At 73.0% G+C, this 26,046-nt stretch carries 4 protein-coding genes; all 4 read right to left on the minus strand.

All coding sequences use genetic code 11. The annotated features are described in order from the left end of the window. Positions 1-1,448: type I polyketide synthase (locus ABT171_RS40930; protein WP_351251955.1), on the minus strand; the 1,448-nt coding region annotated here is incomplete at its 3' end. A gap of 53 nt (positions 1,449-1,501) precedes the next feature. After that, a complete protein-coding gene (locus tag ABT171_RS40935; RefSeq protein WP_503078965.1) occupies positions 1,502-6,289 on the minus strand; it encodes a type I polyketide synthase in 4,788 nt (1,595 codons plus the stop codon). Positions 6,290-6,410: 121 nt separating this feature from the next. Beyond that, positions 6,411-12,080 carry a type I polyketide synthase gene (locus ABT171_RS40940; protein ID WP_351251959.1) on the minus strand — a complete coding sequence of 1,890 codons (5,670 nt, stop codon included), beginning with the start codon at positions 12,078-12,080 and terminating at the stop codon, positions 6,411-6,413. Further along, the coding region (locus ABT171_RS40945) for a type I polyketide synthase (protein ID WP_503078961.1) at positions 12,077-26,046 on the minus strand (13,970 nt) is incomplete at its 5' end. The genes ABT171_RS40940 and ABT171_RS40945, both read right to left, overlap by 4 nt.

Genomic DNA, 26,046 nt, shown 5'->3' on the forward strand with positions numbered 1-26,046 from the left:
CCGGACACCACCCACGGCACCACCGAAGGCACCGACCCCGAGACCCCCGGAACCTCCGGAGCCTCCGGAGCCTCCTCCACGATCACATGCGCGTTCGTGCCACTCACACCGAAGGACGAGATGCCCGCCCGACGCGGGCGCCCCTCGGTCTCGGGCCACTCGCGCGCCTCGGTGAGCAGTTCGACCGAGCCCGCCGACCAGTCCACCTCCTGCGTCGGCTCGGTGACGTGCAGGGTCCGCGGCAGCATGCCGTGCCGCATCGCCTGGACCATCTTGATGACGCCGGCGACACCGGCGGCGGCCGCCGTGTGGCCGATGTTGGACTTCACCGAGCCGAGCCACAAGGGACGTTCCCGGTCCTGGCCGTAGGTGGCGAGCAGGGCCTGCGCCTCGATCGGGTCGCCGAGGGTCGTCCCCGTGCCATGGGCCTCCACGGCGTCGATGTCCGACGCGGCGAGGCGCGCGCTGGCGAGGGCGGCGCGGATGACGCGCTGCTGGGAGGGGCCGTTGGGGGCGGTGAGGCCGTTGCTCGCGCCGTCCTGGTTCACGGCCGAACCGCGCACGACGGCCAGCACCTTGTGGCCGTTGCGCCGGGCGTCCGACAGCCGCTCCAGCAGCAGCATGCCGACACCCTCTCCCCACGCCGTACCGTCGGCGGAGTCGGAGAACGCCTTGCAGCGGCCGTCCGGGGACAGGGCGCCCTGGCGGCTGAACTCCACGAACGCGCCGGGAGTGGTCATCAGGCTCACACCGCCGGCGAGGGCGAGGGAGCACTCGTCGTTGCGCAGCGCCTGGACCGCCAGGTGCAGGGTCACCAGCGAGGAGGAGCAGGCCGTGTCGACGGTCACCGCCGGGCCTTCCAGGCCGAGGAAGTACGACACCCTGCCCGAGAGCACGGCGCCGGACTTGCCCATGCCCAGGTAACCCTCGACGGCCTCGGGCACCTCCCGCAGCAGGGCGCCGTAGTCGTTGCCATTGGTACCGGCGAAGACACCGGTGCGGCTGCCCTTGAGCGACAGCGGATCGATGCCCGCGTGTTCCAGGGTCTCCCAGGCCGTCTCCAGCAACAGGCGGTGCTGTGGATCCATGGCCAGGGCCTCGCGCGGGGAGATCCCGAAGAAGCCGGCGTCGAACTCGGCGGCGCTGTCGAGGAAGGCGCCCTCGCGGACGTAACTGCGGCCGTGCCGCGTGTGGTCCGGGTCGTACAGGTCCTCGGCCCAGCCGCGGTCGGTGGGGAACGCGGACACCGCGTCGGTCCCCGAGGCGAGCAGCGACCACAGGTCCTCGGGCGAACCGACCCCGCCCGGAAAACGGCAGCCCATGCCGACGATGGCGATCGGCTCACGTGACGCCGTCGCCATCCGGCGGTTCTCCTTGCGGAGGCGCTCGGTTTCCTTGAGCGAGGTACGCAGGGCTTCGAGGATCTTCTCAGGAGAGGTACTGCTCATTGAAAACTCCGCGGGTTCGAAAAATTCAGGGAGACTTGGCCGATTCGCATCAGTCAGGAATCACTGCCTTCGAATGCGATGCGGAGCAAACTCTCTGCGTCCATGGAGTCGATCGAATCCTCGTCGGCGGACTCGGTCTCGCCTTCGTCCATGGTGAATGCGACGGCGTCATCGACATCCGCCAGTCGCAACAGAATGTCCATGAGACCCGCGTCCCTGATGCGCGCCAAGGGAATGGACGCCAGGGCCTTGCGGACCTTCTCTTCCTCCGTCCGGTTCTCCGTTTCGTCGTCCCCGTCCGGGAAGAGCAGCGAGCGGAGGTGCCCGGCGAGGGCGGTGGAGGTCGGGTGGTCGAACACGAGCGTCGCCGGCAGCGTCAGGCCGGTGGCGGCCTTCAGCCTGTTCCGGAGCTCGACGGCGGTGAGCGAGTCGAAGCCCAGTTCCTTGAACGCCCGGTCGGCGGCCACGGCCTCCGCGTCCGGGTACGCCAGCACCCTGGCCACATGGGTGCGCACGAGGTCCAGCAGCGCGCGGGTCCGTTCGACCGGGGAGAGTCCACCGAGTTCGGCGCGCAGGGTCTCGGCGGGATCGCCGTCCGTGCCGGCGCCGTCGCCGACGGCCGTCTCCAGCGCGCGGCGCGCCTCCGGGATCTCCGCGATGAGCGGCGAGTCACGCACGGTGGTGAAGGACGGTGAGAAGCGTTCCCAGTCGATGTCCGCGACGACGACCTGCTCCTCACCCCGGCCCAGCACCGACTCCAACACCTTCAACGCATCACCCGGCTCCATCGGCGCCACCCCACCACGGTGCGCCCACGACTCCCTGGCCTCACCCACGGCAAGACCCTCACCGGCCCAGCGTCCCCACGCCACCGACGTCGCCGACAACCCCTGCGCCCGCCGCAGAGCCGCCAACCCGTCCAGACAGGCATTCGCCGCCGCATAGTTCGCCTGACCCGCACCACCGACCGTCCCCGCCAACGACGAGAACAGCACGAACACCTCCAGACCCAGGTCCCGGGTCAACTCGTGCAGATGCCAGGCACCCTCCGCCTTCGCACCCAGCACACCGGCCAGCCGCTCCGGCGACAACGTCTCGATCACACCGTCGTCCAGCACACCTGCGGTATGCACCACACCCGTCAACGCCGGGATCGGCGCCGCCTCCAGCGAGGACAACAGCTCCCGGACCTGCTCACGATCAGCCACATCACAAGCGGCAAGCGTCACACCGACGCCCAGACCTTCCAGCTCATCACGCAGAACACCAGCCCCCGGCGCCCGCTCACCCCGACGAGAGACCAGCACCAGATGCTCCACACCCCGCCCGGCCAGCCAACGCGCCACATGACCACCCAGAGCACCCGTACCACCGGTGACCAGAACCGTCCCACCGGGACGCCACCGACCACCACCAGCCCGGCCCACACGCACCAGCCGACGCCCGAAGACCCCCGCCGAACGCACCGCCACCTGATCCTCACCAACCGCACCCGACAACACCGCACCCAGCCGGTCCGCCACCGAGCCGTCCAAGACCTCCGGCAGATCAACCAGCCCACCCCAGCGCTCCGGACACTCCAGAGCAGCCACCCGGCCAAACCCCCACACCCCGGCCTGCACCGAACTGACCACCCGATCCCCACCACCAACACCCACAGCACCCCGGGTCACACACCACAACGGCCCCTCAACCCCCACATCCCCCAACGCCTGCACCAACCCAAGCGTGCCCGCCAGACCAGCCGACTCATCCAGCGCAAGCAACGACACCACCCCCACCGGAGCCGCCACACCACGCAACACCTCAGCCAACCCGACCCGACCCACACCCGGCTCGACCGGCAGCAACCGGACCCGCGCACCCTTCATCTCAAGGGACCGCACCACACCAGTCGTCCAGGCGTCCTCGGCCAGCCCCGCAGGCACCACGACCAGCCACGTGCCCGACAGCGTCTGCGCCACCACCGGCACAGGCTTCCAGGTGACGCGGTACTGCCAGCCCTCCAACCGGGCCTCGTCCCGCCGCTCCCGTCGCCATGACGACAACACCGGCAATGCCGCACTCAACGGCGCGTCCACCGGCACGCCCAGCTCCGACGCCAGCGACTCAAGGTCACCGTTCTCCACGACCTCCCAGAAGCGTGCGTCGGCCGGATCGGCCGTCACCACATCTGAAAGAGCCGGCGCGTCGAGCCAGTAGCGGTTGCGCTGGAAGGCGTAGGTGGGCAGCTCAACATGGTGGGCGCCGGTACCGGTGAAGGCCTGGGCCCAGTCGACGTCGATGCCGTGGGTCCACAGCTCACCGAGGGAGGTCAGGAAGCGGTCCAGGCCGCCGTCGTCGCGGCGCAGCGTGCCCGTCACAGCCGCCGACTCCACGATGTCCTGGATGCCCATCGCCAGCACCGGATGCGGGCTGACCTCGACGAACGCCTCGTAGCCGGCTTCCGCCAGGGCCTCGACCGCAGCCTGGAAGCCCACCGTGCGGCGCAGGTTGCGGTACCAGTACCCGGCATCCAGAGCCTCACTGTCGATCCAGTCGCCCTCGACCGTCGAGAAGAAGGGGACCCGGGGCGACACCGGCGCAACCTCGGCCAGGGCCTTGGCGAGGTCGTCCTCGATGCGTTCCACGTGGGAGGTGTGAGAGGCGTAGTCCACCGGGATACGGCGCGCACGTACCTCGTCGGCCTCGCAGGCGGCAATCAGCTCATCCAGGGCCTGCGGCTCACCCGCCACCACCACCGAGGTGGGCCCGTTGAGCGCGGCGATCTCGATACGGCCGTCCCAGCCGGCGATCCGCTCCGCGACCTGCTCCGCACTGAGCGCCAGGGACACCATGCCGCCGTCACCGGCCAGGCTCTCCGCGATCGCCTGCGACCGCAGCGCGACCACCCGGGCGCCGTCCTTGAGGGTCAGCGCCCCGGCCACGCAGGCGGCAGCGATCTCGCCCTGCGAGTGACCGATCACGGCGGCCGGCTGGACACCGTAGGAGCGCCACAGCGCGGCCAGCGACACCATCACCGCCCAGGACAGCGGCTGCACCACATCCACGCGCTCCAACGACGGAGCACCCACAGCACCGCGAAGAACCGCCTCCACATCCCAATCCACGAACTCCGCCAACGCCTCGGCGCACTCGGCGAAACGATCCGCGAACACCGGAGCCGAGTCGAGGAGCTCCACACCCATCCCGGCCCACTGCGCACCCTGACCCGGGAAGACGAACACCACCCGGCCACCACCACCAGACCCGGCATCCACCTCACCCAGCCCAGCGAGGAGCTCGTCCCGGTCACGGCCTACCACGACCGCCCGGTGCTCCAACCGCGCCCGGCTGGCCAGTGTGAAGCCCACGCTCACCGGGGAGAACTCCGGCTCCTCCGCGAGATGAGCGAGCAGCTTCGCCGCCTGCTCCCGCACCGCACCGGCACTACGCGCGGACAAGACCCACGGCACCGCCACCGGCTCCACCACAGCAGGCGACTCGGCCTCCGGCGCCTGCTCCAGGACCACGTGCGCGTTCGTGCCACTCACACCGAACGACGACACACCCGCCCGACGCGGACGATCACCCGACTCCGGCCACTCCCGCGCCTCCGTCAGCAGCTCAACAGCCCCCGCCGACCAGTCCACCTTCGACGACGGCTCACCCACGTGCAGCGTCCGCGGCAGCACACCGTGCCGCATCGCCTCGACCATCTTGATGACGCCACCGACACCGGCAGCCGCCTGCGCATGCCCGATGTTCGACTTCAACGAACCCAGCCACAACGGCCGATCCGACTCCCGGTCCTGCCCGTACGTCGCGATCAGCGCCTGCGCCTCGATCGGATCCCCGAGGGACGTCCCCGTACCGTGCGCCTCGACCGCGTCCACCTCACCGGCCGACACCCCGGCGTTGGCGAGGGCAGCCCGGATCACCCGCTGCTGCGACGGCCCGTTGGGAACGGTGAGCCCGCTGCTCGCCCCGTCCTGGTTCACGGCCGAGCCGCGTACGACCGCCAGCACCGGATGCCCGTTGCGCCGCGCGTCCGACAGCCGCTCCAGGACCAGCATGCCGACACCCTCGGCCCAGCCGGTACCGTCGGCCGCGTCCGAGAAGGACTTGCAGCGGCCGTCCGGCGACAGGCCCCGCTGCCGGCTGAACTCCACGAAGATGGTCGGGGAGGCCATGACCGCGACACCGCCGGCCAGGGCCAGAGTGCACTCGCCCGTCCGCAGCGCCTGCACCGCCAGGTGCAGGGCGACCAGCGACGACGAGCACGCCGTGTCCACCGTCACCGCCGGGCCCTCCAGGCCGAAGGTGTAGGAGATGCGCCCGGAGGCGACACTTCCGGCGCTGCCGTTGCCGACCTGGCCTTCGAAGCCGTCGGGTGCCTTGTGCATGCGGGCCGCGTAGTCGTTGTACATGACCCCCGCGAAGACGCCCGTCCGGCTGCCGCGCAGGGACCTCGGGTCGATGCCGCCGCGCTCCAGTGCCTCCCAGGAGGTCTCCAGGAGCAGCCGCTGCTGGGGGTCGGTGGCGAGTGCCTCGCGCGGCGACATGCCGAAGAACTCGGGGTCGAAGTCGGCCGCGTCGTGCAGGAAGCCGCCCTCGCGGACGTAGCTCTTGCCCTTGCGGTCCGGGTCCGGGTCGTACAGGCCGTCCAGGTCCCAGCCGCGGTCCACCGGGAAGCCGGTGACGGCGTCGGCGCCGGCGGCGACCAGGTCCCAGAGGTGTGCGGGGGCGGTGATGCCGCCGGGGTAGCGGCAGCCCATGCCGACGATCGCGATGGGTTCGCGGTCCTTGGCCTCCAGTTCCTCCAGGCGGCGGCGGGCCTGGCGGAGGTCGGCGGTCGCCAGTTTGAGGTAGGAACGGAGTTTTTCCTCGGTGGGATTACGTCCCTCGGACATGCGGCATCAGCTCCCCGTGAAAGTCATGCTGGTGAAAACGGCCAGTCAGTTCATCCGGTCGTTCGTTGGTTCAGGATTTCCTCAGCTCGTTTTCAAGGGCGCTGAACAGTTCGTCGTCGGTGGCCGATTCCAGGTCGTCGTCATCCGTGTCCTGTGGCGGGCGCGTCCCGGTGGTGTCGCCCAGTCTCGCGAGGAACGACTTCATGCGCACCGTGATTTCCATGCGCTTGATCTCGTCCGTGGCGAGGGCTTCCAGGGTCTTCTCCAACCGGTCGAGCTCCGCGGATACGGAGGTCGGGGCCTGTGCGGCAGGGCCGTCCGGGTGGAGCGGGAGCTCGGCGCGGAGATGGGCCGCGAGGGCTTCGGGATTCGGGTAGTCGAAAATGAGGGTGACGGGCAGGCGCAGGCCGGTCGCCGTGGTCAGTCGGTTGCGGAACTCGACCGCCATGAGAGAGTCGAATCCGAGGTCCACGAATCCGCGCCCGGGTTCGATGGCGGACATCGTGGTGTGGCCGAGGATAGCCGCTGCCTGGGTGCGCACCAACTCCACGAGGACACGCCCTCGTTCGGACTCGTCGAGCCCGGCCAGTCGCCGCTTCAGCGTGGATTCGCTCTCCGCCGGTCCGGTCCCGGCGGCTGCGACGCGCCGGGCGGGGACGCGGACCAGGTCGCGCATCATCACGGGCACGGCGTCCGGGTCGGCCGGGCGGTTCAGCCTGGCGCGGTCGAACCGGATGGGCAGCAGCGCCGGGGCGGCCGACCGCTGGGCGGTGTCGAGGAGTTGGAGAGCCTGCGCGGTGGGCAGGGGGCTCATACCGGCGCGGGTCAGGCGGCGGACGTCCGTCGTGGTGAGTCCGCCGGTCAGGCCGGTGACCTGCTCCCAGAATCCCCAGCCCAGGGAGACGCCTGGCAGGCCCTGGGCCCGCCGGACCGTCGCCAGGGCGTCCAGGAAGGCGTTGGCCGCCGCGTAGTTGGCCTGGCCGAGGCTGCCGAAGGCGGCGGAGGCGGAGGAGAACAGTACGAAGGCCGACAGGCCCAGTTCACGGGTCAGTTCGTGGAGGTTCCAGGCTCCGTCGAGCTTGGGCCGCAGCACGGTGTCGAGCCGCTCGGGGGTCAGGGACGACACGATGCCGTCGTCCAGCACACCCGCCGTGTGCACCACACCCGTCAACGGGTGCTCGGCCGGGATCCCCGCCAGCACCCCCGCCAGGGCGGCACGGTCGGCGACATCACACGCCACCACCGACACCTCGGCACCCAACCCGCCCAACTCGGCGACCAGTTCGGCGGCCCCGGACGCCTGCGGCCCGCTACGGCTGACCAGCAGCAGACGCCGTGCCCCATGCGCCGTCACCAGATGCCGCGCCACCAGAGCGCCCAGCGTGCCGGTCGCACCCGTCACCAGCACCGTGCCCTCGCCCCAGACCGGCCCCTCCGGCACCGCGGCCGGCGCGGCCGGCTGGAGCCGCGGCACGCTCACCGTGCCGGAGCGCACCGCCAGCTGCGGCTCGTCGTGCGTCACCGCCCACTCCAGCGCCCCGGGCAGCGCGCTCCACGAGGACTCGGCACCGTCGACGTCCACCAGCACGAACCGGCCCGGGTTCTCCGTCTGGGCCGACCGCAGCAGACCCCACACCGCGGCCGCCCCGAGATCGGTCACGTGCTCCTGCGGCCCCGCCGCCACCGCGCCCCGCGTGACCAGCACCAGCCGCGACGCCGCGAACCGCTCCTCCGCCAGCCAGCCCTGCACCAGCTCCAGGGCACCGTGCAGTGCTTCGCGGACGACCGCGGGCGTCTCGCCCTGCTCGCCGGTGCAGTCGGCGAGGACGAACGGGGGCAGGAGGCCGCCTTCGGCGAGGGAGGTCAGGTCCGCGAAGGGCCTGACGGCCAGGCCGGAGGTGACCCCGAGGGCGTCGGCCGCGCCGAGGGCGTCGCCGCCGACGATCGCCCAGGGGGCGGCTTCGTACGGGACGGCGGGGAGGTCGCGGGGGGTCCAGGCGAGGTGGAACAGGGAGTCGTCCGGCCGGTCCTGGGCGCGCGCGGTCTGCCGTAGCTGCTCGGTGTCGACCGGGCGCATGACGAGGCTGTCGACGGTGGCCACGGGACGGCCGGTGCCGTCGGCCAGGGTGAGCGAGACGGCGTCGGTACCGTCCGCGGGGGTGACCGCGACGCGCAGGGCCGCCGCGCCGGTGGCGTGCAGGGTGACGCCGCGCCAGGCGAAGGGCAGCCGGGGCCGCGGTGCGCGGTCGCCGTGGCCGGCGCCGTCGAGGATGGCGAGTCCCACGGCGTGCAGGGCGCCGTCGAGCAGCGCGGGGTGCAGGCCGTAGTGGTCGGCGTCGGTGGCGCGGTCCTCGGGGAGCGCAACCTCCGCGAACGTCTCCTCGCCGCGTCGCCAGGCCGCGCGCAAGCCCTGGAAGAGCGGGCCGTAGTGGTATCCGGCGGCGGCGAAGTCGTCGTAGACGTCGGCGCAGTCGACCGGGGTGGCGCCGGCCGGGGGCCAGGCGGTCAGGTCCCGGTCGGGCCGCTCGGCTCCCGCGGCCAGGACGCCGGTGGCGTGGCAGGTCCACACCGCGCCGTCCTCGGTGGCGTCCGGCGTGCCGCCCGGGCGGGAGTGGATGCTCAGCTCACGCCGTCCGGAGTCGTCGGCCGCGCCCACGGTGACGCGCAGTCCGACTCCGGCCGCCGCGGGCAGGATCAGCGGGGCCTGCAGGGTGAGTTCCTCCAGGAGGTCGCAGCCGACCTCGTCACCGGCCCGGGCGGCCAGTTCCACGAAGGCGGCGCCGGGCAGGAGGACGACGTCGTCGACGGCGTGCTCGGCGAGCCACGTCTGCGTCCGCAGGGACAGCTGGCCGGTGAGGACCGCGCCGGCGGCGTCGGGCAGGTCCAGCGCCGCCCCGAGCAGCGGGTGGTCGACGGCGGTGAGGCCGAGGCGGGTCAGCGCTCCGGTCGCGCCGGTGGTGCCGTCCAGCCAGTAACGACGGCGTTGGAAGGCGTACGTGGGCAGGTCCACGCGGGTGGCTCCGGCGTCGGCGAAGACGCGCTCCCAGTCGACGTGCGCGCCCTGGACCCACACCTCGGCGAGGGAGGTGAGCACGCGGTCGAGGCCGCCGTCGTCACGGCGCAGGGTGCTCACGACGGCCGGGGTGGTGGCGCGGTCGCGGCTCTCCAGGGTCTCCAGCACGCCCATGGTGAGGATGGGGTGGGGGCTGACCTCGACGTACACGTCGTGTCCGGCGGCGTCCAGGGCGCGTACGGTCTCCTCGAAGCGGACCGGGGCGCGCAGGTTGCGGTACCAGTAGCCGGCGTCCAGCTCACCGGTGTCCAGCGGCCCGGCGGTCACGGTGGAGTAGAACGGCACCTCGGCGGGGCGCAGTTCGACCCCGGCCAGGATCTCGGCCAGCTCCGGCTCCAGCGGCTCGACGTGGGCGGAGTGCGCGGAGAAGTCGACTCCGGGTACGTTCCACCGCATGACGCCGGCCCGGGCGAGGACCACGCCGAGCTCTCGCAGGGCGTCCGGGTCGCCGGAGACGACCACGGTGTTGGGGCCGTTGACCGCGGCGATCGACACGCGCTCGCCGAACGGCTCGGTCCGCTCGCGCACCCACTCCTCGGAGGCGACGATCGACAGCATGCCGCCGGTGCCCGCGAGGGCCCGCAGGGCGCGGCTGCGCAGGGCGACCACCCGGATCGCGTCGGGGAGGGACAGCACGCCGGCCACGCAGGCGGCGGCCACCTCGCCCTGCGAATGCCCGACGACGGCCGCCGGTTCGACGCCGTGGGCGCGCCACACCTCGGCCAGGGAGACCATCATCGCGAAGAGCGCGGGCTGGACGACGTCGACGCGGCTGAGCGCCTCCTCGTCGCCGAGCGCGTCGCGCAGCGACCAGTCGACCAGTTCGCCCAGGAGGCGTTCGCACTCGTCCATGCGGGCCGCGAAGACGGGCGAGGACTCCCACAGCTCCTTGGCCATGCCGGCCCACTGCGAGCCCTGGCCGGGGAAGACGAACACCACGCGGCCGGCGCCGCCGGGCGAGCTCGGGCCGGTCAGGAGGCCGTCGGCCTCCTCACCGCGCGCCAGTGCCCGCAGGCCCTCGACGAGCTGGGTCACCGACGAGCCGGTCACCACGGCACGGTCGTCCAGGGTCGCGCGGCCGGTGGCCAGTGACCAGCCGACGTCGACGGGGGCCGGCTCCCGGCCGCCCTCGACATGGGTGAGCAGGCGGGCGGCCTGGGCGCGCAGGGCGTCGGCGCCCCGGGCGGAGAGCACCCAGGGAACGGTGGGCAGCGCCCTCGGTCCCACGGTCCCGGCCGGCTCCGGCTCCGCCTCGTCCTGCGGTGCCTCTTCCCGCGGTGCCTCTTCCAGGATGACGTGCGCGTTGGTCCCGCTGACCCCGAAGGAGGAGACACCCGCGCGACGCGGACGGTCGTCGGCCGACGGCCACGCACGGGTCTCCGTCAGCAGCTCCACCGCCCCCGCCGACCAGTCCACCTTGGTCGACGGCGCGGTGACGTGCAGCGTCCGCGGCAGCAGACCGTGCTGCAGCGCGAGGACCATCTTGATCACACCCGCGGCACCGGCGGCCGCCTGCGTGTGCCCGATGTTCGACTTCAGCGAGCCCAGCAGCAGCGGCTGCCCCTGGGGACGTACCTGCCCGTAGGTGGCGAGCAGCGCCTCGGCCTCGATGGGGTCGCCGAGGGACGTGCCGGTGCCGTGCGCCTCGACGGCGTCGACGTCGGCCGGGGAGATCCGCGCGTTGGCGAGGGCGGCGCGGATGACCCGCTGCTGGGAAGGCCCGTTGGGCGCCGTAAGACCGTTGCTGGCGCCGTCCTGGTTCACGGCCGTGCCGCGTACGACCGCCAGCACCGGGTGCCCGTTGCGCCGGGCGTCCGACAGCCGCTCCAGCAGCAGGACGCCCACTCCCTCGCCCCAGCCCATGCCGTCGGCGTCGTCGGAGAACGCCTTGGAGCGGCCGTCCGCCGCGAGGCCCCGCTGGCGGCTGAACTCCATGAACGCGACCGGGGTGGACATGACCGCGACACCGCCCGCGACGGCCAGCGAACACTCCCGGCGGCGCAGCGCGTGCACGGCCTCGTGCAGGGCGACCAGCGACGAGGAGCACGCCGTGTCCACCGTCACCGCCGGCCCTTCCAGGCCCAGGAAGTACGACAGCCGGCCGGAGAGCACCGCGCCGGAGCCGCCGGTGACGACGTACCCGGCGACGTCCTCCGTGACGTTCCCCGCGGACGGCCCGTAGTGGGAGGGGGCGCCGCCGACGAAGACACCGGTCTGGCTGCCCTTGAGCGACGACGGGTCGATGCCGGCCCGCTCGATCAGCCCCCAGGAGGCTTCCAGGAACAGCCGCTGCTGCGGGTCCATCGCCAGCGCCTCGCGCGGCGCGATCCCGAAGAAGTCCGCGTCGAAGTCGGCGGCCCCGCGCACGAAGCTGCCCTCGTTGACGTACGTGGTGCCCGGCCGTCCCGACGTGCCGTCGGGGTCGTAGAGGCTGTCGATGTCCCAGCCGCGGTCGTCGGGGAACGCGGCCACGGTGTCCACGCCGTCCACGAGCAGCCGCCACAGCTCCTCCGGCGAGTCGGCCCCGCCGAAACGGCAGTTGACGGCCACGATCGCGATCGGCTCGCGCTCGGCGTCCTCGTGCTCCTGCAGCCGGGTGCGCGTCTTGTGCAGGTCGGCGGTGACCCACTTGAGATATTCGCGGAGCTTTTCCTCATTCGCCGTCATGACTTACCGAACTCCCGGTTGATGAAGTCGAATATCTCGTTGTCGCTCGCCGTGTCGAGCCGTTCCTCGACATCGGCGTCCGCCGCGCCGCCGGCCGGTGCGCCCTCCAGGGAGCCGCCCAGCCGCGCCAGCAGCACCTCCAGCCGCGAGGTGATCGTGGTCCGCAGGTCCTCGTCCGCCGGGGACAGCGAGAAGACCGCGGCCTCCAGCCGGTCCAGCTCCGCGACCGCCGACCCGGCACCGTCGCCCTCCGGCCCGACCAGCCGGTCCCGCAGGTGGGCGGCCAGGTCGACGGGGGTCGGATGGTCGAAGACCAGCCCGGTGGACAGCCGCAGCCCGGTCGCCCTCTGCAGCCGGTTGCGCAGCTCCACGGCGGTCAGCGAGTCGAAGCCCAGTTCCTTGAAGGCCCGGTCCTCCCCCACACCGTCCGCACCGTGGTGCCGCAGCACGGCCGCGGCCTGGGAGCGCACCAGGTCGAGGAGGGTGCGGTCCCGCTCCGCCGCGGTCATCGCCCCGAGCCGGTCGGCCAGGGAGGCGCCCGCACCGGCATCGCCGTCCCCGGCCGCGGGACCGTCCGGGGTGCTGTCGAGCAGCGCCTGCCGGGCCTCCGGCAGGTCGTCCAGCAGGGGCCGGGGCCGGGCCGCGGCGAAGCCGGGCGCGAACCGCGCCCAGTCCACATCCGCGACCACCGTGCAGCTCTCGTCGTGGTCCAGAGCCTGCTGGAACGCCTCCAGAGCCAGCTCCGGGTCCATCGCCAGCACTCCGAGCCGACTCATGTGCTCCTCAGCCCCGTTGTCCGTCAACATCCCCGACTCCGCCCACGCACCCCAGGCCACCGAGGTCGCCGGGCGGCCGAGGGAACGGCGCCGCTGCGCCAGCGCGTCGAGGTGCGCGTTGGCCGCGGCGTACGCGCCCTGGCCCCCCGCGCCCCAGACGCCGGCGCTGGACGAGAACAGGACGAAGGCATCCACTTCGTCGTCCGCCAGCAACTCGTCCAGGTGGACGGCGCCGGTCACCTTCCCCGACGCCACCTCCGACAGCATGGTGAGATCCGTCTCCGCGAGGCTCGCGTACGGTGCCGCACCCGCGGTGTGCACCACGGAGCGCACCGGCGACCCGTCGGCCCGCAGCCTCTCCAGGAGCCCGGCCAGCGCCGCGCGGTCCGTCACATCACAGGCCTCGACCGTCACCCGGACGCCGATCCCGGTCAGCTCCGCACGAAGCTCCTCGGCACCCGGCGCCTGCGCGCCGCGCCGGCTGACCAGCACGAGATGCTGGGCTCCCCGCTGCGCCAGCCGACGGGCAACTCGCCCGCCCAGCGCCCCGGTTCCCCCGGTGATCAAGACCGTACCCTGCGGCTTCCACTCCCGTACAGCGCGGGCCTCCGCGACCGGCGCACGTCGCAACCGGAGCGCGAAAACACCCTCGGGACGCAGCGCGAGCTGGTCCTCGGACCCGGCGGCGTCCGCCGCCAGCACACCCCGCAGCCTCGCCAGCGCACGCTCCTCGGGCGCCTCGGGAAGGTCGACCAGACCGCCCCACCGCTGCGGGTGCTCCAGGCCGACGACCCGTCCCAGGCCCCAGATCTGCGCCTGTGCCTCCCGCACGACCGTCGGGTCCGCCCCGCCGGTGCACACCGCGCCCCGCGTCGCCAGCCACAGCGGCACGTCCACGCCGGCGTCACCGAGCGCCTGCACGAGCTGAAGCGTCCCGGCGAGCCCCAGCGGGACCTCCGGGTGCCGCGGATGCGGGGCCTCATCGAGGGCGAGCAGGGAGAGTACGCCGTCGAAGGCGCCGATCTCCCCGGTTTTGCTGATCTCCCTGATACGACCGGCCAGTTGCTCCCGGTCCCCGTCCGCCGCGTCCCAGGCGAGCGGGATCACCGTCGCCCCGCCGTCGGTCAGCGCCTTGCCGGCCGCCACGCCCCAGGCGTCCTCGCCGGCCCGAGCCGGAACGACCAGGAGCCAGGTACCCGGCCCGGCCGTCTCGTGCGACCGCTCCGGAATCCGTTTCCAGGCGAGACGGTAGCGCCAACGGTCCAGCGTGGACCGCGTACGCCGCTGCTGCCGCCACGCCGACAGCGCCGGCAGCACGCTGCCCAGCGACGACTGCTCCTCCTCGCCCTCGACGTCCAGCGTCGACGCCAGGGACTCCAGGTCCCCGCTCTCGACCGCCTCCCAGAACCGGGCGTCCACGTCATCGAGGACGGGGGCAGGGGCGGCCTCGGCGGCGGGGGCGTCGAGCCAGTAGCGGCGTCGCTGGAAGGCGTACGTGGGCAGGTCGACGTGGTGCGCGCCGGTGCCGGTGAAGGCCTGGGCCCAGTCGACGTCGATGCCCTGGACCCACAGCTCACCGAGAGAGGTCAGGAAGCGGTCCAGACCGCCGTCGTCGCGGCGCAGGGTGCCGGTGACGACCGCGTCCTCGGCGGTGTCCTGGATGCCCATCGCGAGCACCGGGTGGGCCGACACTTCCACGAACGCGGTGTGGTCCTGACTGGAGAGGGCGCGTATGGCGTCTTCGAAGCGGACCGTGCGGCGCAGGTTGCGGTACCAGTACCCGGCGTCCAGGGCCTGTGTGTCCAGCCAGTCGGCCTCCACCGTGGAGAAGAAGGGGACCGTGGACGCCTGCGGACGGATCTCCGCCAGGGCCTTGGCGAGGTCGTCCTCGATGCGTTCGACGTGGCTGGTGTGGGAGGCGTAGTCCACCGGGATACGACGGGCACGGACCTCGTCGGCCTCGCAGGCGGCGATCAGCTCGTCCAGAGCTTGCGGTTCGCCCGCGACGACGACCGACGTGGGTCCGTTGAGGGCGGCGATCTCGATACGGCCGTCCCAGCCGGCGATCCGCTCAGCAGCCTGCTCCGCGCTCAGCGCCAGGGACACCATGCCCCCGTCACCGGCCAGGCCGGCCGCGATCGCCTGCGAGCGCAGCGCCACGACCCGGGCGCCGTCCCTGAGCGTCAGCCCACCCGCGACACACGCGGCAGCGATCTCGCCCTGCGAGTGACCGATCACGGCGGCCGGCTGGACGCCGTACGTACGCCACAGGGCGGCCAGCGACACCATCACCGCCCAGGACAGTGGCTGCACCACATCCACCCGCTCCAACGACGGAGCACCCACAGCCCCGCGAAGAACCGCCTCCGCATCCCAATCCACGAACTCCGCAAGAGCCTGGGCACATTCAGCGAACCGCTCAGCGAAGGCCGGGGCGGAGTCGAGGAGTTCCACACCCATCCCGGCCCACTGCGCGCCCTGACCCGGGAAGACGAACACCACCCGGCCACCACCACCAGACCCGGCATCCACCTCACCCAGCTGGGCGAGGAGTTCGTCGCGGTCACGGCCGACCACGACCGCCCGGTGCTCGAACCGTGCCCGGCTGGCCAGCGTGAAGCCCACGCTCACCGGGGAGAACTCCGGCTCCTCCGCGAGATGAGCGAGCAGCTTCGCCGCCTGCTCCCGCACCGCCTCCGCACTGCGCGCGGACAAGACCCACGGCACCGCCACCGGCTCCACCACAGCCGCCCGCTCAACCTCCGGCGCCTGCTCCAGAATCACGTGCGCGTTCGTGCCACTCACACCAAAGGACGACACACCCGCCCGACGCGGGCGCCCCTCGGTCTCGGGCCACTCGCGCGCCTCGGTGAGCAGTTCGACCGAACCCGCCGACCAGTCCACCTTCGACGACGGCTCACCCACATGCAGCGTCCGCGGCAGCACACCATGCCGCACCGCCTCGATCATCTTGATGACGCCGCCGACACCGGCGGCGGCCTGCGCGTGCCCGATGTTCGACTTCAACGAGCCGAGCCACAAAGGCCGTTCCCGGTCCTGGCCGTAGGTCGCGATCAGCGCCTGCGCCTCGATCGGGTCGCCGAGGGTCGTGCCGGTGCCGTGCGCCTCGACGGCGTCCACCTGCGCGGTGGTGAGCCCCGCGTTGGCGAGGGCGGCGCGGATGACCCGCTGCTGGGAGGGCCCGTTGGGCGCCGTAAGGCCGTTGCTGGCGCCGTCCTGGTTCACGGCCGAACCGCGCACGACCGCCAGTACCGGGTGCCCGTTGCGCCGCGCGTCCGACAGCCGCTCCAGGACCAGCATGCCGACGCCCTCGGACCACCCTGTGCCGTCCGCGTCGTCCGAGAAGGACTTGCAGCGGCCGTCCGGGGACAGGCCCCGCTGCCGGCTGAACTCCACGAAGGTCATCGGGGTCGACATCACCGTCACACCGCCGGCCAGGGCCAGGGTGCACTCGCCCGTCCGCAGCGCCTGGGCGGCCAGGTGCAGGGCGACCAGCGAGGACGAGCACGCCGTGTCCACCGTCACCGCCGGGCCCTCCAGCCCGAAGGTGTAGGAGATGCGCCCGGAGGCGACGCTGCCCGCGCTGCCGTTGCCCAGGTAGCCCTCAAAGCCGTCGGGAACGGCCTTCAGTCGGGAGCCGTAGTCGTTGTACATCACGCCCGCGAAGACACCCGTACGGCTGCCCCGTACCCGGGCGGGGTCGATGCCCGCCCGCTCCAGCGCCTCCCAGGACGTCTCCAGCAGCAGCCGCTGCTGGGGGTCCATCGCCAGCGCCTCACGGGGCGAGATCCCGAAGAACTCGGGGTCGAAGTCGGCAGCGTCGTACAGGAAACCGCCCTCGCGGACGTAGCTCTTGCCCTTGCGGTCCGGGTCCGGGTCGTACAGGCCGTCCAGGTCCCAGCCACGGTCCGCCGGGAATCCGTCGATGCCGTCACGGCCCGTGGCCACCATGCGCCACAGGTCCTCCGGGGAGCGCACTCCGCCCGGATACCTGCAGCTCATCCCGACGACAACGATGGGGTCCTGGTCGAGCGGAGCCTGTGCCGGGAGCGGTGCGCCGGTGGATTCGCCCGTGGTGCCGAAGAGTTCGCCGTAGAGGTGTCGTGCGAGGGCATCGGGGGTGGGGTGGTCGAAGACGAGGGTGGCGGGCAGCCGTAGACCGGTCGCCGCGTTCAGCCGGTTCCGCAGGTCAACGGCCGTCAACGAGTCGAAGCCCAGCTCCTTGAAAGCCCGGCCCTCCTCCACCGACGCCGCCGAACCGTGCCCCAGCACCGCGGCCACCTGCCCGCGCACCAGCCCGGACAGCTCACGCATCCGCGCGTCCGGCGACAGCCCGGCCCACCGGTCCACCAGACTCGTGTCGGCGGCCTCGCCCACTCGTGCCCGGCGCACCCGGCCGCCTGCCACCGCGCGCATCACCGCGGGCACACCGGCGTCCATGGCCCGGAACACGGCCAGATCGAACCGAACCGGCAGCACCAACGCCGGCCCCGCGGCCACCGCGGTGTCGAACAAGGCGAGCCCGTCCGAGGACGACAGCCCCAGCAGACCCGACCGGGCCAGCCGGGCCGCCTCGACCTCGCCCAGCGCACCGGTCATCCCACTGCGCTGCTCCCACACGCCCCACGCCATCGACACGCCCGGCAGACCTTCGGCCCGCCGCACGGCCGCCAACGCGTCCACGAACGCGTTCGCCGCCGCGTAATTGGCCTGCCCCGCACTCCCGAGCACGCCCGACGCCGACGAGAACAGTACGAAGGCCGACAGGCCCAGTTCACGGGTCAGTTCGTGGAGGTTCCAGGCTCCGTCGAGCTTGGGCCGCAGCACGGTGTCGAGCCGCTCGGGGGTCAGGGACGACACGATGCCGTCGTCCAGCACACCCGCCGTGTGCACCACACCCGTCAACGGGTGCTCGGCCGGGATCCTCGCCAGCACCCCCGCCAGGGCGGCACGGTCGGCGACATCACACGCCACCACCGACACCTCGGCACCCAATTCACGCAGCCCGGCAGCCAGTTCGGCGGCCCCGAACGCCTGCGGCCCGCTACGGCTGACCAGCAGCAGACGCCGTACCCCATGCGCCGTCACCAGATGCCGCGCCACCAGAGCGCCCAGCGTGCCCGTCGCACCCGTCACCAGCACCGTGCCCTCGCCCCAGACCGGCCCCTCCGGCACCGCGGCCGGCACGGCCGGCTGGACCCGCGGCACGTAGACGACGCCATCGCGAACCGCGAGCTGGGGCTCGGCCCCGGCGAGTACGGCGTCCAGCACGTCGGCCGGCCAGGACCCGCCGTCGCCGTCCATGAGGACGAACCGGCCGGGGTTCTCCGTCTGGGCCGACCGCAGCAGGCCCCAGGCCGGGGCAGCCGCCATGTCCTCGACGCTCTCGTCCGGCCCGACCGCCACCGCGCCCCGCGTGAGCAGCACCAGCCGCGACGACGCGAACCGCTCCTCCGCCAGCCAGCCCTGCACCAGCTCCAGGACACGGTATGCGGCGTCGTGCGCCGCCCGAACCGTGTCCTCGTCGGGCGCCGCCACCGCGAACGGGACGAGCACCGCGTCCGGCAGCACGCCGCCGTGGTCGAGGGCGGAGGCCAGTTCCGCCAGGTCGGCGTGGGCGGTCGGCCGGCCCGGGAGGCCGGTCACGGCATCCGGCGAGCCTACGACCGCCCACACGCCCTTCGTGTCGTGGGCCGCGGCGGCGTGCGGCAGCGGCGTCCACTCGATGTGGAAGAGGGTGTCACGCGTTCCGGTCGCGCCCGCGAGGTGCTCGGGGGCGAAGGGACGCAGGACGAGCGAGTCGACCGTGGCGACGGGCTGCCCGGTGCCGTCGGCGACGGTCACCGACAACGCGTCCGCACCGACCGGCGCCAACCGCACCCGCACCACCGACGCACCCGACGCGTACAACGACACCCCACGCCACTCGAACGGCAGCCGCGCCCGCCCGTCAGCGAAGAAATCACCCAGCCTCACACCGTGCAACGCGGCGTCCAGCAGCGCGGGGTGCAGACCGAAGCGAGCCGCGTCCTCCCGCTGCCCCTCCCCCAGCTCCACCTCGGCGAACACCTCGTCACCGAGCCGCCAGGCCGCACGCACACCCTGGAACACCGGCCCATAGCCATACCCGTCGGCCACGAACCCCTCGTACAGACCATCGACGTCCACCGCCACAGCCCCGGCCGGCGGCCACACCACCAGCTCCGCCGCACCCGCCGACACCGACGCGCCACCCACCGCCAGCACACCCGTCGCATGACACGTCCAGGGGCTCTCCGCCGGTGCGTCCTCCCGTCGCGCATACACGGTGAACGCGCGACCGCCCTCCGCGCCAGGCTCGGCAACCGTGATCCGCAGCTGCACACCACCCTGTTCGGGCAGCGTCAGCGGGGCCTGGAGGATCAGCTCCTCGACCGCCCCGCAGCCGACCTCGTCACCGGCCCGGACGGCCAGTTCCACGAAGGCGGTACCCGGCAGCAGCACCACACCGCCGACCGCGTGATCCGCCAGCCACGGATGCGTCCGCAGCGACAGCCGGCCCGTCAGGACCACACCTGTCGAGTCCGGAAGCTCCACCGCCGCCCCCAGCATCGGGTGCTCCGCCGCCACGAGCCCGAGCCCGGGCAGCGCACCGGCCGTCGTCACAGCGGTGCCCAGCCAGTAGTGGCGGTGCTGGAAGGCGTAGGTGGGCAGGTCGACGTGGCGGGCGCCGGTGCCGGTGAAGGCCTGGGCCCAGTCGACGTCGATGCCACGGACCCACAGCTCACCGAGGGAGGTCAGGAAGCGGTCCGGACCGCCGTCGTCGCGGCGCAGGGTGCCGGTGACGACCGCGTCCTCGGCGGTGTCCTGGACGCCCATCGCGAGCACCGGGTGCGCCGACACCTCCACGAACACCGCGTGGTCCTGACCGGCGAGGGCGCGTACGGCGTCCTCGAAGCGGACCGTGCGGCGCAGGTTGCGGTACCAGTACCCGGCGTCCAGGGCCTGCGTGTCCAGCCAGCCGGCCTCCACCGTGGAGAAGAACGGCACCGCAGAGGTCTGCGGACGGACCTCGGCCAGGGCCTCGGCGAGGTCGTCCTCGATGCGTTCCACGTGGGAGGTGTGAGAGGCGTAATCCACTGGGATACGGCGTGCACGCACTCCGTCGGTCTCGCAGGCGACGATCAGCTCGTCCAGAGCCTGCGGCTCACCCGCCACCACCACCGAGGTGGGCCCGTTCAGGGCCGCGATCTCGATACGGCCGTCCCAGGCGGCGATCCGCTCCGCGACCTGCTCCGCGCTCAGCGCGACGGACACCATGCCGCCGTCACCGGCCAGGCTCGCCGCGATCGCCTGCGACCGCAGCGCGACCACACGAGCGCCATCGCGCAGCGTCAGCCCACCCGCGACACACGCGGCAGCGATCTCACCCTGCGAGTGACCCACCACGGCGGCCGGCTGAACACCGTACGAACGCCACAACGCGGCCAGCGACACCATCACCGCCCACGACAGCGGCTGCACCACATCCACCCGCTCCAACGACGGAGCACCCACAACCCCGCGAAGAACCGCCTCCGCATCCCAGTCCACGAACTCCGCCAACGCCTCGGCGCACTCAGCGAAACGGTCGGCGAACACCGGAGCCGAGTCGAGGAGCTCCACACCCATCCCGGCCCACTGCGCACCCTGACCCGGGAAGACGAACACCACCCGGCCACCAGAACCAGACCCGGCATCCACCTCACCCAGCCCAGCGAGGAGTTCGTCCCGGTCACGGCCCACCACCACCGCCCGGTGCTCCAACCGCGCCCGGCTGGCCAGCGTGAAGCCCACGCTCACCGGAGAGAACTCCGGCTCCTCCGCGAGATGAGCGAGCAGCTTCGCCGCCTGCTCCCGCAGCGCACCGGCACTGCGCGCGGACAAGACCCACGGCACCGCCACCGGCTCCACCACAGCCGCCCGCTCAACCTCCGGCGCCTGCTCCAGAATCACGTGCGCGTTCGTGCCACTCACACCGAACGACGACACACCCGCCCGACGCGGCCGGTCAGCCGTCTCCGGCCACTCCCGCGCCTCCGTCAGCAGCTCAACAGCCCCCGCCGACCAGTCCACCTTCGACGACGGCTCACCCACGTGCAACGTCCGCGGCAGCACTCCGTGCCGCATCGCCTGCACCATCTTGATCACACCCGCGACACCCGCGGCAGCCTGCGCATGCCCGATGTTGGACTTCAGCGAACCCAGCCACAAAGGCCGATCCGACTCCCGGTCCTGCCCGTACGTCGCGATCAGCGCCTGCGCCTCGATCGGATCCCCGAGCGTGGTGCCCGTACCGTGCGCCTCGACCGCGTCCACCTCACCGGTGGACAGCCCGGCGTTCGCCAGCGCAGCCCGGATCACCCGCTGCTGGGAGGGCCCGTTGGGGGCGGTGAGGCCGTTGCTGGCACCGTCCTGGTTCACGGCCGAACCGCGCACGACCGCCAGCACGGGGTGGCCGTTGCGCCGCGCGTCCGACAGCCGCTCCAGGACCAGCATGCCGACACCCTCGGCCCAGCCGGTGCCGTCCGCGTCGTCGGAGAAGGACTTGCAGCGGCCGTCCGGGGACAGGCCCCGCTGGCGGCTGAACTCCACGAAGGCCATGGACGTGGCCATGACGTTCACACCGCCGGCCAGGGCCAGCGAGCACTCGCCCGTCCGCAGCGCCTGCACCGCCAGGTGCAGGGCGACGAGGGACGACGAGCACGCCGTGTCCACCGTGACCGCCGGGCCCTCCAGGCCGAGGGTGTAGGCCACGCGGCCGGAGATGGCGGAGGTGGTGCTGCCGGTGAGGTAGTAGCCCTCGCTGCCCTCGCCGGCCTGCTCCTGGCCGAAGGCATAGCCCTGGGCCGCGGCGCCGGCGAAGACGCCGGCCTGGTGGCCGCGGAGGGAGGTGGGGTCGATGCCCGCGCGTTCCAGGGCCTCCCACGACGACTCCAGCAGCAGGCGCTGCTGGGGGTCCATCGCGAGTGCCTCACGCGGCGAGATCCCGAAGAAGCCCGCGTCGAACTGGGCAGCGGTGTGGAGGAATCCTCCGCTGCGGACGTACGACGTGCCGGGACGGTCGGGGTCGGTGTCATACAGCGCGTCGAGGTCCCAGCCGCGGTCCGTGGGGAACCCGGTGATGCCGTCACCGCCGGAGGCCAGCAGCTCCCACAGGGCCTCGGGAGAGTCGGCGTCCCCGGGATAGCGGCAGCTCATGCCGACGATCGCGATGGGGTCGTCGTCCTGCGGGGCCGCGTCGGCCGGCCCGGCCGTGGTCGCGTCGGGGCCGTGCTCGGTGCCGAGCAGTTCGTCGCGCAGGTGACCGGCCAGGGCGCCGGGGGTCGGGTGGTCGAAGACGAGGGTGGCGGGCAACCGCAGGCCGGTCGCGGCATTCAGGCGGTTGCGGAGTTCCACCGAGGTCAGGGAGTCGAACCCGAGTTCCTTGAAAGCGCGGTTCTCCCCCACCGCGGCCGCGGACCCGTGGCCGAGGACGGTCGCGACGTGCCCGCGGACGAACTCCGACAGCGAGGCCAGTTGTTCGGCCTCCGGGCGTCCGGCCAGTTGCCGTACGAGGGCCGAGGAACCGGACGTGGACTGCTCCCCCGTGGCCGCGGCCCGGGCCCGGCGTACGGCGGGGCCGCGGACCAGGCCGCGCAGCAATGCCGGAAGGGGCGCCTGGACGGCGCGCAGCGCGGCCGTGTCGAAGCGGACGGGCAGCGTCAGCGCGGCGTCGGCCGCGACGGCGGTGTCGAAGAGGGCCAGTGCCTCCTCGGAGGGCAGGGCGATCAGGCCGGAGCGGGCGATGCGGGCGAGGTTGACGTCGTCCAGCTCGCCGGTCATGGCGCTGCGCTGCTCCCAGAAGCCCCAGGCCAGCGAGGTGGCGGGCAGTCCCTCGGCGCGGCGGGCGGCTGCCAGGGCGTCGAGGAAGGTGTTGGCCGCCGCGTAGTTGCCCTGGCCGGCGTTGCCCAGCACGCCCGAGACGGACGAGAACAGGACGAACGCGGACAGGTCGAGATCGCGGGTCAGCTCGTGCAGGTTCCAGGCGGCGTCGGCCTTCGGGCGCAGCACCGTGTCGATCCGCTCGGGGGTGAGCGCCGGCAGCATGCCGTCGTCAAGCACGCCGGCGGTGTGGACGACAGCGGTGAGCGGCCGGTCGGCCGGGATGCCGTCCAGGAGGCCGGCCAGTGCCTGCCGGTCGGCGACGTCGCAGGCCACCAGGTCGGCCCGGGCGCCGAGGGCGCCGAGTTCGGCGACCAGCTCGGCGGCGCCGTCGGCGGCCGGGCCACTGCGGCTGACGAGCAGGAGGTCGCGTACGCCGTGCCGCTCCACGAGGTGCCGGGCCACCAGTCGGCCGAGGGTGCCGGTGGCGCCGGTCACCAGGGCGGTGCCGGCTCCGCCGCCGGCCGGCGGGGCGGGCACGGTGAGGACCACCTTGCCGATGTGCCGGGCCTGGCTGAGGTGCCGGAACGCCTCGGGTGCCCGGCGCACGTCCCAGGAGGCGACCGGCAGCGGAGTGAGCACGCCCTGCTCGAACAGCTCCAGCAGTTCGGTGAGCATCTCCTGGGTGCGGTCGAGCCCGGCCTCGCCGAGGTCGAACGCGCGGTAGGTGACGCCCTGGTGCGCCGCGGCGACCTCGGCGGGGTCGCGCTGGTCGGTCTTGCCCATCTCCAGGAAGCGTCCGCCGCGCGGCAGCAGCCGCAGGGAGGCGTCCACGAACTCGCCCGCGAGCGCGTCCAGCACCACGTCCATGCCGCGCCCGCCGCTCGTCGTGCGGAAGCGCTCCTCGAAGTCGAGGGTGCGGGAGGAGGCGATGTGCGCGTCGTCCAGTCCGGCGGCGCGCAGCGCGTCCCACTTGCCCTCGCTCGCGGTGCCGTAGACCTCGGCCCCCCAGTGCCGCGCCAGCTGGACGGCGGCCATGCCGACGCCGCCGGCGGCGTTGTGCACGAGCACCGACTCCCCGGCGCGAAGGCCGGCCAGGTCACGCAGGCCGTAGTACGCCGTGAGGAACACGACGGGCACGGACGCGGCCTGGACGAAGGACCAGTCGGCGGGCATGGGGGCGAGCATCCGCCGGTCGGTGACGGCGACGGGGCCGAACGCCCCGGAGAAGACACCGAGCACGCGGTCGCCGACGGCCAGGTCGGTCACGTCTTCGCCGACCTCAAGGACCACGCCGGCGGCCTCGTTGCCCATCACCTGCTGGTTCGGCACCACGCCGAGGGCCAGCAGGACGTCCCGGAAGTTCATGCCCGCGGCCCGCACCTGGACCCGTACCTGGCCTGGTGCGAGCGGCTCCGCGGCCGACGGGCACTCCCGCAGCTCCAGGTTGCCGAAGGAGCCCTTGACCGGGATCTCCAGTCGCCAGGCGGACGTCCCGGCCGGTGGGATCAGCGCGCCGCCGGCGCGGCCGGCCCGGACCAGCCTCGGCACCCGGACCTCGCCGTCCCGCAGCACCACCTGCGGCTCGTCCTGCGCCACCGCCCACAGCAGCGCGCCCGGCAGCGCGTTCCTGGAGGCTTCGCTGTCGTCGGTGTCGAGCAGCAGGAAGCGGTCCGGGTTCTCGGTCTGCGCGGACCGCAGGAGCCCCCACACCGGCGCACCCGCGAGATCGGCGACTCCCTCGTCCGGGCCCGCGGCCACGGCACCCCGCGTGACCAGCGCCAGCCGTGTCCCGGCCGCCGCGAACCGCTCGTCCGTCAGCCATGCCTGTACGACGTCCAGGGCGCGGTGCACCGCGGCGCGCGCGGCCGCCGCCATCCGGCCGTCCCCCTGCGACGCCGTCGGAACGGGCAGGACGACGAGGTCCGGGAGGGGGGTACCGGCGGCCACGGCGTCGCCCAGCGCGGCCAGGTCGTGATGGCTGCCGGCCGTCGGGCGGGCTCCGACGCCGTCGGGGTCCTCCCCGATCAGCGCCCAGCGGCCGGAGGAGGAGGCGTGGTCCGCCACGGCCGACGCCTGGACCGGCGTCCAGTCGAGGTGGAAGAGCGCGTCGTGTCCCGGCGTACGGGTGGCGTCCGCGGCAGCCGCGAGCTGCTCACGGTCGACGGGCAGACAGACCAGCGATTCCACGGTGGCGACGGGCTGCCCGGTGCCGTCGGCGACGGTCACCGACAACGCGTCCGCACCGACCGGCGCCAACCGCACCCGCACCACCGACGCACCCGACGCGTACAACGACACCCCACGCCACTCGAACGGCAGCCGCGCCCGCCCGTCAGCGAAGAAATCACCCAGCCGCACACCGTGCAACGCGGCGTCCAACAGCGCGGGGTGCAGACCGAAGCGAGCCGCGTCCTCCCGCTGCCCCTCCCCCAGCTCCACCTCGGCGAACACCTCGCCACCGAGCCGCCAGGCCGCACGCACACCCTGGAACACCGGCCCATAGCCATACCCGTCGGCCACGAACCCCTCGTACAGACCATCGACGTCCACCGCCACAGCCCCGGCCGGCGGCCACACCACCAGCTCCGCCGCACCCGCCGACACCGACGCGCCACCCACCGCCAGCACACCCGTCGCATGACACGTCCAGTCCGTGTCTGCCGAGGCGTCGCCGACGCGGGAGTACACGGTCAGCGACCGCCGGCCCGTCTCGTCCGGCTCGCCCACCATGAGCTGGAGCTGTACGTCCTCGGTCTCCGGCATGATCAGCGGCGTCTGGAGGGTCAGTTCCTCCACGACATCGCAGCCGACCTGGTCACCGGCCCGGACCGCGAGTTCCACGAAGGCCGTGCCGGGCAGCAGTACGGCTCCGGCCACGGCGTGGTCCGCCAGCCACGGGTGCGTTCGCAGCGACAACCGACCGGTCAGCAACAGGCCTTCGACTCCGGCGAGTTCGACGGCCGCGCCGAGCAGCGGGTGCTCCACCGAACCCAGTCCGAGGCCGGTCGCCGCGGCGGAATCGGTCGCGTGGGCGGGCGCGTCGAGCCAGTAGCGGTGGCGTTGGAAGGCGTAGGTGGGCAGGTCGAGGCGCTGGGCGCCGGTGCCGGTGAACACCGCCTTCCAGTCCACCTCGACACCGTGAACCCAGGCACGGCCCAGCGCCGCGAGGAGCGCCTGCTCCTCCGGCCGGCCGCTGCGCAGCGCCGGGACGAACAGCGCATCGCCGGCCACCTGCGAACCCGGACCGGTCAACACACCGTCCGGACCCAGCTCGATGAACACCG

Source organism: Streptomyces sp. NPDC001851 (assembly GCF_040297165.1).
Taxonomy (GTDB): Bacteria; Actinomycetota; Actinomycetes; order Streptomycetales; family Streptomycetaceae; genus Streptomyces.